This window comes from Mesorhizobium sp. Ca11, assembly GCF_020165275.1.
In the GTDB taxonomy this organism is placed as follows: domain Bacteria; phylum Pseudomonadota; class Alphaproteobacteria; order Rhizobiales; family Rhizobiaceae; genus Mesorhizobium.
The window spans coordinates 80,419-97,069 of sequence record NZ_JAIUHU010000005.1 but is presented as its reverse complement, the minus strand read 5'-3'; the positions used below and the strand labels follow the sequence as shown (position 1 = coordinate 97,069).

At 59.9% G+C, this 16,651-nt stretch carries 11 protein-coding genes; 1 reads left to right on the top strand and 10 read right to left on the bottom strand.

Annotated features, from left to right (window positions below; translation table 11 throughout):
• Positions 1 to 6 precede the first annotated feature (6 nt).
• From LB538_RS10835 to LB538_RS10790, 10 genes are all read right to left on the bottom strand, one after another.
• Positions 7 to 1,701, bottom strand: coding sequence for a type I secretion system permease/ATPase (locus LB538_RS10835; RefSeq protein ID WP_224523343.1), 1,695 nt, complete (start codon positions 1,699 to 1,701; stop codon positions 7 to 9).
• Positions 1,702 to 2,037: 336 nt separating this feature from the next.
• On the bottom strand, positions 2,038 to 2,751 hold the full coding sequence (locus tag LB538_RS10830; RefSeq protein WP_140545345.1) for a N5-glutamine methyltransferase family protein: 714 nt from the start codon (positions 2,749 to 2,751) through the stop codon (positions 2,038 to 2,040).
• A gap of 45 nt (positions 2,752 to 2,796) precedes the next feature.
• Complete coding sequence (locus LB538_RS10825; RefSeq protein WP_224522967.1) at positions 2,797 to 3,063, bottom strand: acyl carrier protein; 267 nt, start codon at positions 3,061 to 3,063, stop codon at positions 2,797 to 2,799.
• 54 nt (positions 3,064 to 3,117) lie between these two features.
• Positions 3,118 to 4,671 (bottom strand): class I adenylate-forming enzyme family protein, encoded by a 1,554-nt coding sequence (locus LB538_RS10820; protein WP_224522966.1) that lies wholly within the window; start codon positions 4,669 to 4,671, stop codon positions 3,118 to 3,120.
• Entirely contained in the window at positions 4,668 to 6,686 is a 2,019-nt protein-coding gene (gene asnB / locus LB538_RS10815; RefSeq protein WP_224522965.1) for an asparagine synthase (glutamine-hydrolyzing), read from the bottom strand. Before asnB ends, LB538_RS10820 begins: the two co-directional genes overlap by 4 nt.
• Before the next feature lie 2 nt (positions 6,687 to 6,688).
• Entirely contained in the window at positions 6,689 to 7,672 is a 984-nt protein-coding gene (gene nadE, locus LB538_RS10810) for an NAD(+) synthase (RefSeq protein WP_224522964.1), read from the bottom strand.
• A complete protein-coding gene (locus LB538_RS10805) occupies positions 7,669 to 10,407 on the bottom strand; it encodes a non-ribosomal peptide synthetase (protein WP_224522963.1) in 2,739 nt (912 codons plus the stop codon). The genes nadE and LB538_RS10805 overlap by 4 nt, the downstream gene beginning before the upstream one ends.
• Positions 10,408 to 10,814: 407 nt before the next feature.
• On the bottom strand, positions 10,815 to 11,243 hold the full coding sequence (locus LB538_RS10800; protein WP_224522962.1) for a hypothetical protein: 429 nt from the start codon (positions 11,241 to 11,243) through the stop codon (positions 10,815 to 10,817).
• 878 nt (positions 11,244 to 12,121) lie between these two features.
• On the bottom strand, positions 12,122 to 13,453 hold the full coding sequence (locus LB538_RS10795; protein ID WP_224522961.1) for a UDP-glucose dehydrogenase family protein: 1,332 nt from the start codon (positions 13,451 to 13,453) through the stop codon (positions 12,122 to 12,124).
• Between the two features lie 1,034 nt (positions 13,454 to 14,487).
• Entirely contained in the window at positions 14,488 to 15,273 is a 786-nt protein-coding gene (locus tag LB538_RS10790; RefSeq protein WP_224522960.1) for an SDR family NAD(P)-dependent oxidoreductase, read from the bottom strand.
• A 168-nt stretch (positions 15,274 to 15,441) separates the two neighbouring features.
• Between LB538_RS10790 and uxuA the strand changes: the two genes are divergently transcribed.
• The gene (uxuA, locus tag LB538_RS10785) at positions 15,442 to 16,626 is read left to right on the top strand and encodes a mannonate dehydratase (RefSeq protein ID WP_224522959.1); all 1,185 of its coding nucleotides are present in this window, start codon (positions 15,442 to 15,444) and stop codon (positions 16,624 to 16,626) included.
• Positions 16,627 to 16,651: the final 25 nt, after the last annotated feature.

The window sequence follows — 16,651 nt, the reverse complement described above, 5'->3', positions numbered from 1 at the left end:
AGGACCTCAAGCGTTGCCGGCATTTTTTTGCAGCGGAACGACTGCCGGCTGGGGGAAGGGGCGGACGACATTTGAGAGAACATCTTCTCGCGGGCCAAATGCGTGGACCATCCCGTTCGACATGACCAATACCTGATCAATATTGACGAGCGCAGAAGGGCGATGCGCCACGACGATCACGATACCGCCACGCTGGCGCACCGCCAGGATCGCCCCCGCCAACGCAACATCGCCGTCTGAATCCAAGTTGGAATTCGGTTCGTCGAGCACGACGAGAAACGGATCGCCGTAAAGTGCCCTGGCCAATCCGACCAGTTGCCTCTGCCCGGCCGACAGGGCCGTCCCGCCTTCGCCGATTCGTGTTTGGAATCCTTGAGGCAATCGCATGATCATCTTGTCGACACCAGCCGCTCGAGCGGCTGCCATGACGCCTTTTGGGTCGCTCTGGCCACCAAATCTCGAAATGTTGTCGGCAACCGTTCCGTCGAACAGTTCGACATCCTGCGGCAAATAGCCGATATGAGCACCGAGCAGTTCCGAACTCCACTGATCGAGAGCAGCGTCGTCCAATCGAACCGTTCCCCGAATTGGCTTCCATACTCCGACCAGGGCACGCACCAGCGTTGTCTTCCCGGAACCGCTAGGGCCGACGACTGCCATCCCAGCGCCGCTCGCCAGGCGAAAGCTTACATTGAGAACCGTCGGCCGTTGTGCGCCTGGAGGGGCTATCGTCAATTCCTCGACGGAGAGTTGCCCCCGCGGGCTGGGAAGCTCCATGGGAGCGCTTTGGCTACCGAAAGCATCCAGCGCTGCAGTCAAGTCGGAGTAGCTTCGGCGTGCGGCCAGAAATCCTCTCCAGTTTGCGATCGCGGCGTCGACCGGCGCCAAAGAGCGGCCAAGCAATATCGAAGATGCGATGATCACACCCGGGGAAGCGTCCCCCCCGATCACCAGATAAGCGCCCAGCCCGAGTACACTCGATTGCAGGGCCATCCTGAGTGTCTTCGACAATGATCCGGTTCCGCCCACGATGTCGGAGAGCCGTTCCTGGTTCTTGAGATAGGCATGGCTGACTTCTCCCCAGCGTCGGCCAAGCCTGGCGGAGAGACCCATCGCCTGAACGACTTCCGCATTGCGGCGGCCTGCATCGGCAAGGATGCGTTGCGCGACCAGTGTCTCGGAAGTTCGGGCTGCGGGGCCGCGGCCGGCAATTTCTGCGACCACGGTCAAAAGCACGACGACAACGGCGCCGACGGTTGCCAGTAGCCCAAGGGAAGGGTGCAACAGGTAGATGACCACCATGTAAAACGGCATCCACGGGGCGTCGAAAAAAACGGTCGGCCCGAGGCCGGAGAGAAAGCCGCGCAGCTGGTCCAAGTCGCGAAGCGGCTGCACCCGGTTCGCCTCCTGCCCGGCGACCAGGGGTACCGACAGCGATATGGTGAAGGCCTTGTGCTGCAGATTTCTGTAAAGGCGATTGCCGATTCGAACCAGCAAGCGAAGCCGCACGAAATCGAGCAGCCCGTATATGGCGTAGAGGCCCAGCATGCCGACCGTAAATCCTACGAGCGTCGGAACGCTCTGCGAGGGAAGCACACGGTCATACACCTGCAGCATGTAGACGGAGCCGGTCAGGGCTAGAATATTTATCACCGCCGAAAAGAGACCAATGCCAACCAGCCCGGACCAACAACCCGACATGGCTGAGAGCAAATGTTGCGTACGATGTTCCCTCACGACGCGCGATCTCTCACTCGAGATTGTCGCACGGCCTCGTGGACGCTGTCAGCGTAGGACAAGATCTTACCTTTCGTTGTGACCCGCCCACCCCGAACATTACATCAAGCTAACATTCGTCAAATTTTATCAAAATGCAGCAAAATCGTGACGCTCAGACGCTAAATCGTGAATCGCCACGCACAAGCTGGGGATAACCGACCCTGGAAAGCGAGTATTTATTGACCATTTGGAGGTCGACGGGGTTTGCCCTTTGTCGGATCACGTTTTGATGTCTGTTGGATGAAGAAAGTGACCTGATCAGACATTCGACGCGCGTGGTTCATCGGGGTTCTTCATATGGGCGACGACGACACGGCCCTCGCCAGCTTCGTTCGAAATCGTGCCAATATTCTCGTAGGCCTTTGCGCGGTTGAGCAGACTCACGACTTGCCGGTCCTGGCCAAGGCCAACCTCGAAGAGCAGCATGCCACCTGGCCGCAGGTATTGCGGCGCGTCTCTTATCACCCGCATGTGGATGCTCAGGCCGTAAGGGCCAGCCGCAAACGCCTCGCGCGGCTCGAGCTCGGTCAAGTGAGAGCGGTCGCCCTCGAGCCGCTTTTCCGAGATGTATGGCGGGTTGCAGACGATCATGTCGATCCTGCCGACAAGTTCCGGGCCGGAGAGAGGCTCAAACAGGTCGCCCTGCAGCACCGAAACGCGCCCTGCCAATCCATGATGGTCGACATTGCGGCGCGCGGCTTTGACGCACCCATCCGTTAGGTCGCTCGCCCAGATCCGCGCGGTGGGGGCATAGTGCGCTATGGCGCATGCCAGATTGCCGGCGCCGCAGCACATATCGATAACGCGGGGTTCCGCAGTCCTCAACTGATCCAAGGCGCCGAGGGCGGCTGTGCCCAGCAGTTCCGTCTCCGGGCGTGGCACAAGCGCGCCAGGTGCCACGAGCAACTCTAGCCCCATGAAGATGGTGCGCCCTTTGCTGTAGGCATCCTCGACGCTGATTTCTTGGCTCACGACAACCCGCTTTTCCCAATGCTGTCGTTCGGGAGACAGCTATGATCAGTTCTTTTTTCGGATGACGTATTGTGCAATCCCTTGGATGGAATCGAGGTTCTCAGGCAGAAGCTCGCTGTCTTCGACGACAATGCCAAAGGTTTCCTCAATGAATCCGATTACCTCCAGGACTCCCGTCGAGTCGACGATACCTTGGTCGAGCAGGGACGTATTGTTTTCCAGAGCCTCAGCGTCAGCAACATAGAAGTTGGACGCCAGAAACCCCCGAATTTTCTCGCTGTAAGCCTCTATCCTGTCTTCGCTGGACAACATTTTGCTTCCCCGATTAAAACAAGAAAATTGACGTCAGGTCTCGTGGAAAACGGCTCATGACAAAGCCGTCTTCTTAAGTTTTCCCGTATCTGTCATTGGCAGGCTGGATACAATGACAATTGATTTTGGGACCATGAAATTTTCCAGCCGCCTCTGACATTCCTTCTGCAGTTGTTTCTCGTCGATGGATTTCCCTTGCTCCATCACGACGAACGCCTTCACCGCCTGCCCAAGAAGTTCGTCCGGAACGCCTATCACGGCGGCCTCCCGCACCCCTGGAATGCCAACAAGCGCGTTCTCAACCTCTTTGGGCGCGACCTTCTCGCCACGGGATTTGATGATCTCATCGCCACGACCTACGAAATAAAGGTACCCTTCCGCGTCGATCCGACAGTAGTCGCCGGTGTAGAGGACCTGTTCACCGGGCAGAGGACCAGGTTTAAGCTTCCTTGCGGTCGCCTCTGGCTTGCCCCAGTAGCCCTTCATCACGGTCGCGCCGCGGATGACGAGCTGGCCGACGACGTCGGGGCCGACCCGCTTGTCGTCGTCGTCGACGATCCACATTTCCGTGTTCGGGATGGCTATCCCGACGCTCGACGGCTTTCGTTCAAGGTCCTCTGGCGGCAGGTAGGTGCAACGCTTGCACTCGGTGAGCCCGTACATTGAATAGATGCGCGCGCTCGGAAAAAGGTCCTGGAGCATGAGAATATGCTTCAACGGCAGGGCGGCCGCGGTATTCGTAACATAGCGAATGCTCGAAAAATCCTGATCCTTCAGCGATTTGAGCTCCGAGAGCGCCGCAAAAATAGTAGGCACGCCGGGGAAACCTGTGACCCGTTCTTGCTTGATCAGTCCAAGGATCTGCGCTGCAAAAGCAAACGAGCGTTCAAGCACCAGACGGGCGCCAGTGCGGAACGCCATGATCATCTGGTACAGGCCGTAATCGAATGCCAAGGGCAGGACATTGAGGATCACTTCGTCTTCGCCGAGCTCAAGATACGATGCGATCGAGGTGCAAGCCGCCATCATGTTTGTGTGCGTCAGCATCACGCCCTTGGGCTCGCCGGTAGAACCTGACGTGTAGATTATGGCGGCGAGATCAATGTCGATGCATCGGCGCGCCGGTGCCTCCCCGTTGCCGGCAATCGCAACATCCCAGCGAACCGCATGAGGCAGTTGCATCAACTCGGCGTCATCTATAGGCCCGGAGACAATCATCCGGCGCAGTGACGGGCAGTTGCGGGCCGGCTCACTGAAGACCGAGGTCAGATGGTTGTCCGTTATCAGCGCGGCTGGCAGGCAATCGTTGAGCAGGTAATGAAGCTTGTCGCTCTTGGTCAGCGGATTGACGATGCACACCACGGAATTCGCCTTGAGCACGGCCCAGAAGCTGACGACCGTCTCGACGGTGTTGTCGGCGAAGATCATCACGCGATCGCCGCGCGTCACTCCGGCGTCAGCCAGGTGTTGCGCAACGTTGTTGGCACGAGTCTCGATCTCGGCATAGGTCACGCGTTGCCCGCCGCAGACCAGCGCCACCTTGTCACCCAGCCGGTCGGCCGAGTGCCTGAGATAGTCGTGCAACAGCGGTATGGCTCCATGCATCATGCCAACACCTCTTCCTTGATCTCATGGTCAACGTCGACGCTGAGCTCGATCTTCTGCCTGCCGATGGGGCGGCTTGCGATAAACTGCTGGTGAAGAAGCTGCGTGGAGAGCACGCCCACCAGCGCCATGTTGTCGGAATTGGAAAGATCTTGGTCCACGGTCCGGGCTCGACACTTGCCCAGCAGGCGCGCGACCGACTCCGCATCGAAGACATTTGCGTCGCGCAACGCTCTTTCCGAAAGTGCCTCGCGCACATAGGCTGGTGCATTGTCGGCAACGAAGCATTGAGCGTTCGGCGCCCTGTAGGGCTGTTTCTTGCGGGCGATGATTTCCGGCGGCAGGATCGGCTCGGCCACCCGCTTCAGCACATGCTTCTCGTCCAGAATGCGCAGCTTGTATTTGGCTGGAAGCGAGTTCGCGAGTTTTACAACGTCATCGTCGAGGAACGGGAAGCGCCCTTCGACAGAGTTGCCCATCAGCATTCGGTCTCCCTGCGAGGAGAGCAGATAGCCGGACATCAAAGTCTGGATTTCGATATACTGGTCCTGTGCCAGAGAGTCCCAGCGCGAAAATTCGTCGGGCAGGCGCGCAAGGAACGCGGCGGCCGCGTTGTACGGTTCCGTCTCGGCTTTCATGTCGGCAGAAAACAACCGCTTGAGAGCGCTGGTCGTGCGCCAACGGGTACCATGTGCGAAGCCTGGCGCATCATGGGCGTGGATATCATGTCCGAAGAACTGACGCGCCATTGCTTGCTGATGCACCGGAGAACGAGTGAGATAGGGGTACAGGCGTTCCAGCAATCGCGCGCGTCTCGTCGAGGACGGTTGATGCCCCCAGAAGCGGCGCACCTTCCCTTCCCGGAACAGGTCGTAGCCAGCGAACATTTCATCCGCGCCTTCGCCCGTCAGCACGACCTTGATTCCGTGCTCGCGTACCAATCTTGAAAGCAGAAGCAGTGGCGCCGGCGCGGTCCTCAGGATCGGACGTTCGGTGTGGTAGATCACCTCTGGAAAGACATCGGCGATATCGCTGCGAGAAACCGTCACCTCGTGGTGCTCGCTGCCGGTCGCGCCTGCCACCAATCGCTGGTAGCTGGTCTCGTCATATTCAGCATCGGCAAACCGCAGCGAAAACGTCTGGAAGCGGTCACCGGCGATGCGGCTTGCCATCATGGCGACAAGCGAACTGTCGAGTCCGCCAGACAGGTAGCAGCCGACAGGCACATCCGCCTGGTCGATCCGCAGCGCCGTCGCCGACTGCAGAGCCTCGCGCACTTCGTCCACGGCGTCATCGAGCGACCCTGGGAATTCTCGGCGTTCGTCGAACGCCTCGGGATAGCTGGGTTTCCAGAATGCCTGCTCACGAACGGTTCCGTTCTCATAGACCCGAATGTGGCCAGGCTTGAGTTCCCGGACCCCCTTGAATACGCCTTGCGGCGGGACCACCGTCCAGAGAGTGAACGTCTGATCAATGCCGGCTGGATCGAAGGCTCGCGGCAAAGCCGCGTCGGCCGCGAAAATGGCCTTCACTTCGCTGGAAAAATAGAGGCGCCCAGCGTGCTCGCAAAAATGCAGGGGGCATATGCCGAACCGATCGCGCGATAGCACGAGGCGGCCGGCCAGCGAATCCCAGATCGCGATTGCCCATTGCCCGTTCATCCGCTCAAAAGCGGAGTCACCCCATTCGCGATATGCATGAACCGCCACCTCGGTGTCGCTGCGGGTGCGGAAGCGATGACCGAGCGCGACCAGCTTTTCGCGAAGCTCAACGTAATTGAAAATCTCGCCGTTGAAGACAATCCAGGTCTTGCCGCTCGTGTCGGCAAGCGGCTGTTGCCCACTCGAAAGGTCGACAATTGAAAGGCGTGCGTGGGCCAGCCCCGCGCGATTGTCGCGGTAGAGGCCGTGTTCGTCCGGACCGCGATGCACGAGCGACCCCGCCATGCGCAGAAGCGCATCGCGCGAAGGCCGCGCCGCGGTAGCGTCCAGTGCCACGATTCCGGCTATGCCGCACACGCTCAGCCCTCGTCCATCTCGACGGCGGGCAGGGGTCTCGCGTGAAGATAACGCGCTGCGCGCCGCTTGCTTTCAATGTCCTTGAAGACTTTCTGAACCTGGTCGGGAGTGAGGCCGGCGACCGCTGCGATCTCGTTGGCAGAAATGCCGTGGTTCAGGCCATAGAGACACAAATCCGTCAGGTGATATGGCAATGCGAAATAGAACTCCTCCTGGCTTTGCGCCATGGAGAACGTATCCGTGGTTGGTGGCCTGCGCCGCACCTCGGGGTCTATCCCGAGATACTCCGCTAGTTGATAGACTTGCGTCTTGTAGAGGTGGACGATCGGCAGCACGTCGGCGATTCCATCGCCCTGTTTGACGAAAAAGCCTTGGTCGTGTTCCAGCCGGTTTGGCGTGCCTGCCACCGCGTAGTTGAGACGGTCCGCGTGATAATACTCCGTCATCTTTCGCACGCGTTGCTTGTAGTTGGTGGCGGCGACGATCTGCAGATAGGTTGCCGGTGGCAGTCTGACCGTGTCGACTTTGCCATCCGGATCCTCGACCGTCAGTCTGGTAATGTTGATGCCGTTGCTTTCCAGAACCGACGCCATCACCAGCTTGCACTTCCAGCCTTGACCGTAGGCGGGAACGACGGTCCGTATCGCCTCGATCTGACGTGAATAGGCACCGATGCCCTCCAGGGCAGGCGTGATGTCTTCAACGATCGAATCGATACCAAGTTGCGCTGCAACCGTTCGGCCAAGCCGCAGCGAGTCGCCGGAAGAATGGGATTCCGGCATGAATAGGCCGAGGACCTTATCTTTCCCGAACGCGCCGACGCAGAGTGCTGCGACAACGGAGCTGTCGATGCCCCCAGAGAGGCCGACAACGACGCCTCGGCGCCGGAGTGTACCAAAGACCTGTCGACGCAAGGCTTCTACGATGCGATCGACCTCGGCACGAGCGTCGAGCACCAGGGCATCCTTGCCAAACCCGGAGATCACGTCGATGACCGTTCCTCCCCCTGGCGAGATTCTTCTGGCAGATAAGTTCGGGCCACGGCCGCCTCGATGAGCGGTCGGTTGAAGGCCACGTTAGGCTCCGAGACCATGTCGATGTGGGTGCCAATGATTGGGATCACATCCAGGTCTGCGAAAGCATTGTCCCACCCGATGGCGCGAGGCATTCCAGGACGGGCGCAGCGAAATAGGGTACCGGTGATCGGCAGTCGGGGTCTTGGCGTCTGGAGCCACTGAAAAAACGCTTTTGCCCTCAAAACTTCCTGAAGCTCCAGCTTGGCCCTAAAGCTGGTCGCGTTGAATTTCTCCTGGGCATAGCGATCAAGCAAGCGGGCCAGTTGCATCTCGTAGCCCATTCGGACCACGACTTTTGCAAGGGCGCGGCAAGCCATTCTGTAGGCGGTAATACGATTGGTTCGGATTCGATGAATTGTGCGGACGACCGTCTCTCGGTAAGTGCTCCGTTCACCGAGCAGGCTGGTGTCGAGAATGCCGAGAAATTTCACATTTCGCCCGGCAGCCAGCAGCCTTGAAGCAACTTCAAAAGCAACGACGCCGCCAAGCGAATGGCCGAGAAGTCGTACGTTACCTTCAGGCTGGGCGCGGCGTATCTGGTCGAGCGCGGCCTCGGCCATATCTGCGACCGAGTTTTTTCCCTGCAATATCATTGCCAGGGCGGGATACCTGATCGGAACAACCCGGGCGGTTCTACCCATGGAGGCCGCGAAGGCGGCAAGGCTAGGACCATAGCCGACGGACCCGGGGAGCAGGAAGAGAATTGGCGGATGCTCTTTGCGCGAGCTGGCCTGCTCGTTACCTGCTTTCGCGGCCGCGACGGCCTTCACCATTTCGTCGAAATTCATTCCGACGGTGAAAGGTTCAAGGTCGATCTCCAGGCCGAGGACGCTTTCGATCTCCATGACACAATGCAGCAGCTTCAGCGAATCGCCGCCGGCGTCATCCCAACGTCCCGCGGCAACGCGCGTGTTCAGAATCTTGGTCCAGGCACGTTGCACGATCTGCTGGATAGTCCGTTCGGGTCCTGTATTCGGAGCCTGGACAATGCGGTCCTGCCTCACGCTTGCGCCGTCCAACTCGGCAAGCCTCGCCATGTCGACCTTCCCGCCCGGCAGGCGTGGAATTTCGGCAATGGCGTGCAGTCTCAACGGGCACAGAGGCGGCGGCAGTGTCGTTCGGGCAAGATGGCGGAGATCGTCCGCGAAGTTGGAAGTGGCCGGCCCGCGAGGTACGGCGAAAGCGATGAGCTCCGTTGACGCCGTCACAATCGCTACAGCGTCCTCAACGGAAGGCGCGCCACGCAAAACCCGCTCCAGCTCCGCGGGCTCAACGCGTCGGCCATTGATTTTTATCTGACGCCCCTTGCGACCCATGATCTGCAGCAGGCCATGGTTGTCCAGTTGAACGAGATCACCCGTTTCAAAGATGCGGACGGACGGGTTTTCGGGGTCTGCAGCCACGGGCACGACGACGCCGTTCTCCCAATGGCCAAGCAAGACATACGGACTTTTTATGACAAGCTCTCCAGTCCCGCCGGCCGGCACCGGGCGTCCTTGCTCGTCGATGATCGCGAAACTAATCCCCGGAAGGAGCCATCCAACGGGAACCGAGGCGGCCTGCTCCGGCCAATCGGTCGGTACAAACCATTGTGATCCTGTCGTCTCGGTTGACGAGTAGCCGATCTGCACCAGGCAGTTGCTTGAAACGGCGTCGCGTAGCAGCTTGATGTCAGACCATGAAACCTTTTCGCCGCCGATCCGAGCCACCCTGAGACTGCGGAATGCGTCTTCTGATTTGTTCGCCATAAGCGCCCGCAGGAGAGCCGGCACCAGGTAAGTGACAGTCACTCCCTCGGCTTGCATCCGGTGTAAAACCGCGCGCAAGCCTACGGCTTCGACCTCAAGAAGATGCAATGTGGCGCCGGTAAGAAGGGCGGCGAGCACCTCTCGACACCCAGCGATAGTGGCCGGTCCCGTGAGAGGCAGAAATACGTCCTGCGCATTGATGTGACAGGCGTTTACATATTGCTGAACACGCCATAGCAGGCTGCGTTGACTGTTAACGATGCCTTTTGGCCGGCCTGTACTGCCCGAAGTGTAAAGGACGATCGCGGGGGCATCCACGGATACCGGATGGAGCTGGGGAACGCGATCGCTCTTCGGTTCGCCGCGGGGCGAGACATTTATCCAGCCGACAGTTCGCGGCAGGCCCGTGGGTCGGACATCTCCATCCCCTATGATGGTCGATAACCGCGCCTCGGACACGATCGCATTGATCCTGGTATCCGGATCCCTCGTGTTCAGGGGTACCAAAGGCCGCCCTGCGGCCATGCTCGCCAGCATCGCCAAAGGAAAGAAGGCCGTATTCGCAAGGAGAATTCCGACGGCGTTTTCGGCGGGAGTGATGGCGAGGATGCGGCTAGCCAGTGCTTCGACAGCCGAGACGAGTTCCGAATAAGTGAAGCGGTTGGTTGCGTCGGTAATCGCCAGCTTTTCGGGATACTGACTGGCCACATTTTTCAAATGATCGACAATGGCGACATCGGCATAATCAGCGTCCATCCGCTGATAGGGGCGCAAGACAGGGCCGCCTTGGTCGAGAGCGTATTCCGGGACGTTCGTCCATTTGTTATTTGCCGCCGATTGAGAATCCGTCCGCGGATATTCAATCGCGAGTTCCGATCCTGAGTAGGCTGGTGACATGACGGGCTCACGCTATGGATAGCGTCAGTTATCGCCGCCCGCCCAAACCATTTCATCGATCATTCTGATGATGCTGGCGACGCTAGAGGTGTACATCGAAAAATTTCGCGCCCGCCTCATGGCGGCGGGGCGTCAGACTAAAGAACAGCCGTGCGACATGGAGAGCTGATGCCGCGGCGCGGGCCGGGGCAGATTTGCATTCTGAATGGCTCGTCTAGCGGCACGGTATGTGTTGCCAAAAGGCATGTCGCGCTCAGCCACTCGCTACACGATATCCACTGAGAAAATTTTGACGATAGTTACAGCGCGCAGCGCGCGATCGACTCGGTTGCTGTCCTTCGGACGGTCCTTTGGAAATACCGCAATCTATACGACCGGCGATACGACCGGTTTTGCATCGACGGCACTTAGCGAGTTCCGCCGGCGATCCTATTTGTCCACGCGGCGGTGGCCAGTCCGCAGATCGCGCCTGCAAAATCAGCAATCCAGTCGAACATATCCATGTCCCGCGCCACCAGCGGGGTGGCCTGAAGAACCTCGATCGCCGCCCCTACAAAAAGGACGAATACAACCAGCCTCAATTTTTGCTTGGGCCAACCGAGACCGCCGAGGACCCCTAAAGTCGTGAAGGCGACCGCATGATTGAGCTTGTCGTGACTGAACGTGAAACCCATGCCCAGCATATCGAGGATACCGCCGGGCAGCAGAGCTAATAAAACAATTCCCACCAACGCGAATGGAAAGGTCATTCTCGCCACCAGCGAGCAGGTGTCCGTTGCCGGCAAACGCGTCAGTCCTTCAATCGAGCCTGCTGAAGCTTTCTCAAGCCGCGGCAATTAACCTCGTCAATTCTCCCGCTTAGAACGTCCGCCATGCCGGCGCATCGGCTAAATGAATGAGCCCCCGAGGTGAAAGCTCATTCGGTCTAATGATACTGGGACATGCCTGCGTTGTCGCAGCGGACCCGCCATGTGAAGAGCTTCACCTAGCCAGGCATTTAGTTGCACTATGTTCGGGAGGAGAGTCGCAACGGTTTGGGGATATTCGTCGAAGAACGGCTGTCGACAATCACTTCACCCTACCAGGGGAGTGTCACTTGGAACGAGGAAGCCGCCTTCTAGCAGGTCCAGAGCGTCCAGCGCTTCTTCGACCCGCAAATGCGCCAAAGGAATTCCGTCAACGAGCAAAACTCTTTGGTCGCCTACGTCGTAGACTTCCCAAAGCCTGTCCATTCCCCGCCGGATGGCATGCCGTCGTTCCATGCGCGAACAATATGAGCCATATGCGAGTTTGAATAGGGAACGATCCCCGCGGTGACAAATTATAGCGTGGAAAACTGGTCAAGCTTGATTGTACGTAATCATGGATACAACCCTGGAATGGTTTTACAGTGAGTGAACGAGGCCTGAAATTCCTTCAGGAGTGGATGGATAGCAATCTGCCGCATCATTCATCATCTGACACGATCTTAGCGCAAGAGCTTGCAAGGCGACTAACCAGCGACGCAAAAAAGGCTGGAATTCGATCAGAAGAGATCTCGGAGGAGGTCGGCAGCATCTTCTCAACGATGCTCGAGGCGCTTGGAAGTAGGGATCCCGTGCCGGATTGAGAGCAGAACGTGGGCTGCGCAACCGAAGAAGCGCTCCGGCCCACAACGATAGGAACTACAGCTGCCCTGTCGGACATGTTGAAGTAAGATGCCTGGTTGGCGCCCTCATGCCGCCATCCTGCCGATCGAGAAGTATTCGATGCCGTAGCGCGCGATCACTTTGGGATCGTAGAGATTGCGGCCGTCGAAGATGACCGGCGTCGTCAGCGCATCCTTGAGCGCATCGAAGGACGGCGCGCGGAAGCTCTTCCATTCGGTGCAGATCAAAAGCGCGTCGGCGCCGCGCAGCGCCGCTTCCTTGGTGCCGCACAAAAGCAGATCCTCGCGCAGGCCGTAGATCGCCTGGCACTCCTGCATCGCCTCGGGATCGTAGGCCTGCACCTTGGCGCCGGCCGCCCACAGCGCTTCCATCAGCGTGCGCGCCGGCGCCTCGCGCATGTCGTCGGTGTTGGGCTTGAAGGCCAGCCCCCAGACGGCAAAGGTCTTGCCCCTGAGCGCGCCCTTGAAATAGTGGTTGACCTTGTCGAACAGGACCGACTTCTGCGCATTGTTGCGCTCCTCGACGGCGCGCAGCAGCTTGGCGTCGAACTTGACGCCCTCGGCGGTCTTGATCAGCGCGCGCACATCCTTCGGGAAGCAGGAGCCGCCATAGCCGAGGCCGGGATAGATGAAGTGGTAGCCGATGCGCGGATCCGAGCCGATGCCCTTGCGCACCTCCTCGATGTCGGCGCCCAGCTGCTCGGCGAGATTGGCCATCTCGTTCATGAAGCTGATCTTGGTCGCCAGCATGCAGTTGGCGGCGTATTTGGTGAATTCGGCGCTGCGCACGTCCATCACGATCATCTTCTCGTGGTTGCGGTTGAACGGCGCGTAGAGCTCGCGCATCACCATCTCGGTGTCCTCGCTGGAGGTGCCGACGATGATGCGGTCCGGCTTCATGCAATCGGCGACCGCCGAGCCTTCCTTGAGGAATTCGGGGTTCGAGGCCACGTCGAAGGCGAGATCCTCGCGGCCGCGCCTCTTCAGCGTTTCGGCAATCCTGGCCTTCACCTTCTCGCAAGTGCCGACCGGCACGGTCGACTTGCCGACGACGATCTTGGCGCTGTCCATCTCACGGCCGATGGTCTCGGCGACGGCCAGCACATATTTCAGGTCGGCCGAGCCATCCTCGCCGGGCGGCGTGCCGACCGCGATCATCTGGATCTGGCCATGCCTGACCGCCGCTGCCGCGTCGGTGGTGAAGCGGATGCGGCCGGCCGCGTGGTTTTCCCTGACGAGAGCCTCGAGGCCCGGTTCGAAAATCGGCACCAAGCCCTGGTTGAGCCGCTCCACCTTCTTCTCGTCGATATCGACGCACACCACCTCATGGCCGACCTCGGCCAGCACAGCGGCCTGCACGAGACCGACATAGCCAATCCCAAATACCGTCAAATTCATTTGGTTCTATTCCTGTCAAAGGCCGGGCCGCGGTCCGGTAAACTGGATGCCGAAAAGGTGGGCTGTTCGACAACACTCCCCGTCATATCCGCTCTTGAGACGCTGCCGACCAGAGCGGCCCGACAGTCCGCCGTTTTGGGGTGGATCGGGATGAACCGCCGGGCCTAACCGACTTTAAAAAAGTCGGCTGGCGGCCTCTATATCAACTCTGGCTAATGGTTACGCCCTTTGAACGAAGGACGTCGGGCAGCTCTTCTACTGCTCGGTGTGCTGCACCATCAGGAGAGGCAATGCTTCCCATGATTAAAATTCGGCGTAACAAAGAGCCCGTGACCGAAGCCGACGGGCCGCTACTGGGTGCCCAGGAATGCGCAAACTGGCAATGTGTGCGGCAAGCGATTTGGCAACGAGGGAGAGCCTGTGCTGTTGCGCGAACAGCTGTGCTTGTCCGTCAGTCGGACCCTGCGTGAGACCAACGTCCTACCCGGCAACTCATAGGTCCCGGCCACGAAACATCTTCCAGAGAAGTCCATTGGTGGGTGCTGGCGAGCATAGTCTCTTCATTGCCAGTTCGTGGATGCCCACCATCACCTGCGATGGGGGATCTGCATCAATCGGGGGTGTTTTGATTGCCGATCCCAGAGAGCTTAAATCACGAATATCTCAGATTTGATTGTCCAAGATGCGAGCATCCAATCATCCGCAAGGGCTCATGGTTCAAGGTCATTGCCACTTTCAGATGCCCCCGCTGCAACACGACGCTGCGGCTAGGATATCCTGAAAAGTTACGCATTTTCGAGACCCACAGGCATCTGACAGACGGACCACCGCCAGCCGGAGCCAGCGGGTGAAGGCGGTTGGCGTCGGTCGGCAGCGCCGACTCGTGGCCTGATCCGACAGTCGGGTGCAGCAACAGCAACGCTGACGCGCCACGGCGTGGCAAGGTCGTCGACTAGATCGGCGACGTGCGCATAGAGCCGGGAACGCTCCTCTTTGGCGCGACTCCCGGTAAAGGCCAAGATCGATCTTCATGGTCACTTCACGCCGATGCCGGCGGTCAGGCCGCCATCTATCTTGTAGTCCGCGCCGGTGCAAAAGCCGGCCTTGGAAGAGCACAAAAAGGCGATCAGCTCCGCCACTTCCTCGGGCTCGCCGATGCGGCCGAGCGGATGGGCCGCGCCGAAGCGCCTGTAGGCTTCCTCGACGTCGGCATCGCTGCCGTTGTCGCCGCGCGCGGCCTTCTCAAGAATCGGCGTGCGGATCGAGCCGGGGCTGACCGAATTGACCCGGATGCCGGCTGCCGCATAGTCGAGCGCCAGCGAACGCGTCAGCGTGTGGATGGCGCCCTTGGTGGTGGCATAGGCGGCGACGTTCTGCTGGCAGGCGAAACCCTGCACCGAGGCGACATTGACGATGGCGCCGCCGCCGCGCTTGATCATTTCCGGAATGCCGAAATGGGCGGTCAGATAGATCGAGCCGACATTGACCGTCATCGCCTTGTTCCAGGTTTCCCAGTCGGTCGTCATCGCGGTTCCATAGGGATGGACCGCCGCCGAATTGACGATCACGTCGAGGCCGCCGAAACGCTCGACGCCGGCCGCGATGGCCCCGCGGACCTGGTCCGGCACGGAGACGTCGGTGTCCACGACCAGCGCGCCGGCCCCGGAGCTTTCCAACTGCGCTCGCATCGCGGCATTGGCCGAACGGTCGATGCCGCAGGCGACGATCGCAGCGCCCCCGGCGGCGAGGCGCCTGGCAGTTGCGAGACCGATCCCGGTCGTTCCGGTCACCAGCGCGACCTTGCCGTCAAAATCCTTCATTGCTGAACTCCTTTGGTCACGTCTCGGAAGCCGGTTCTTTCGGCAGGAAACGCAGGGCGAAATCGAGATGGCGGCTCATCAGATAGACGTAAGCCAGCCTGTCGCGGGCCTATTTGACTCTCGTTGTCGTCCAACAATAAGTTGCCCACCTCGCGGAGGAAAGCGGCAATGGAACAGTGCTGGCGCTGGTATGGCCCGGACGATCCGGTAACACTCGATCATGTCAAGCAGGCGGGTGCGACAGGCGTGGTCTCGGCCCTGCACGACATCTATGACGGGCGTGTCTGGCCGCTGGAAAACATCCTCGAGCGCAAGCGCATCATCGAGGCGGCGGGGCTGACCTGGTCGGTGGTCGAGAGCATTCCGGTCCACAACTCGATCAAGATCGGTTCGCCGGAGCGGCTCCGCTATGTCGGTTTCTACAAGGACACGATCCGCGCCCTGGCGAAGGCCGGTATCGCGACGATCTGCTACAATTTCATGCCGGTGGTCGACTGGACGCGGACGGATCTCGCTTATCGCCTGCCGACGACGGGTTATGCGCTGCGCTTCGATGCGATCGATTTCGCGGCCTACGATCTGTTCGTGCTGAAGCGCCGGAATGCCGAGGCCGGCTACACGCCTGCCCGCATCGCCGAGGCGGAAGCGCGGCTGAAGGAGCTCGGCGACGAGAAGATCGACAGGATCGAGCGCAATCTCATCGCCGGCCTGCCCGCCACCGAGCGCGCCTATAACCGCGACAGCTTTCGCGAGGCCCTGGCTGACTATGATGCAATCGGACCGAAGGAATTGCGCGAGAACCTGGCCTGGTTCCTGCGCGAGATCATTCCGGTGGCCGAGGAGGAGGGGGTGCGCATGTGCATCCATCCCGACGATCCGCCATTCTCGCTCTATGGCCTGCCGCGCATCGTCTCGACCGCCGAGGATGCGCGCTTCATCCTCGATACCGTCGACAGCCCGGCCAACGGGTTGACGTTGTGCACCGGCTCCTACGGCACGCGCGCCGACAACGACATTGTCGCCATGGTCAAGGAGTTCGCCGAGCGCATCCATTTCGTCCATTTGCGCAACGTCACCATCGAGGATGACGGCTCCTTTTATGAGGCCGAGCATCTCGAAGGCGGCACCGACATGGCGCATGTCATCCTCGCGCTGATGCAGGAGGAGGCGCGCCGCTGCAACGAAGGCCGCGCCGATTGGCGTATTCCGATGCGGCCCGATCATGGGCATCTGCTCGCGGACGACATCGGCAAGACAAGGATCAATCCGGGCTATTCGCTGATCGGCCGGCTCAAGGGCCTCGCCGAACTGCGCGGCATCATGCGCGCCGTCGAGCGGTTCGGGCTGGCTTGACTTCCAAACGGGCTCGGCTCGCGCC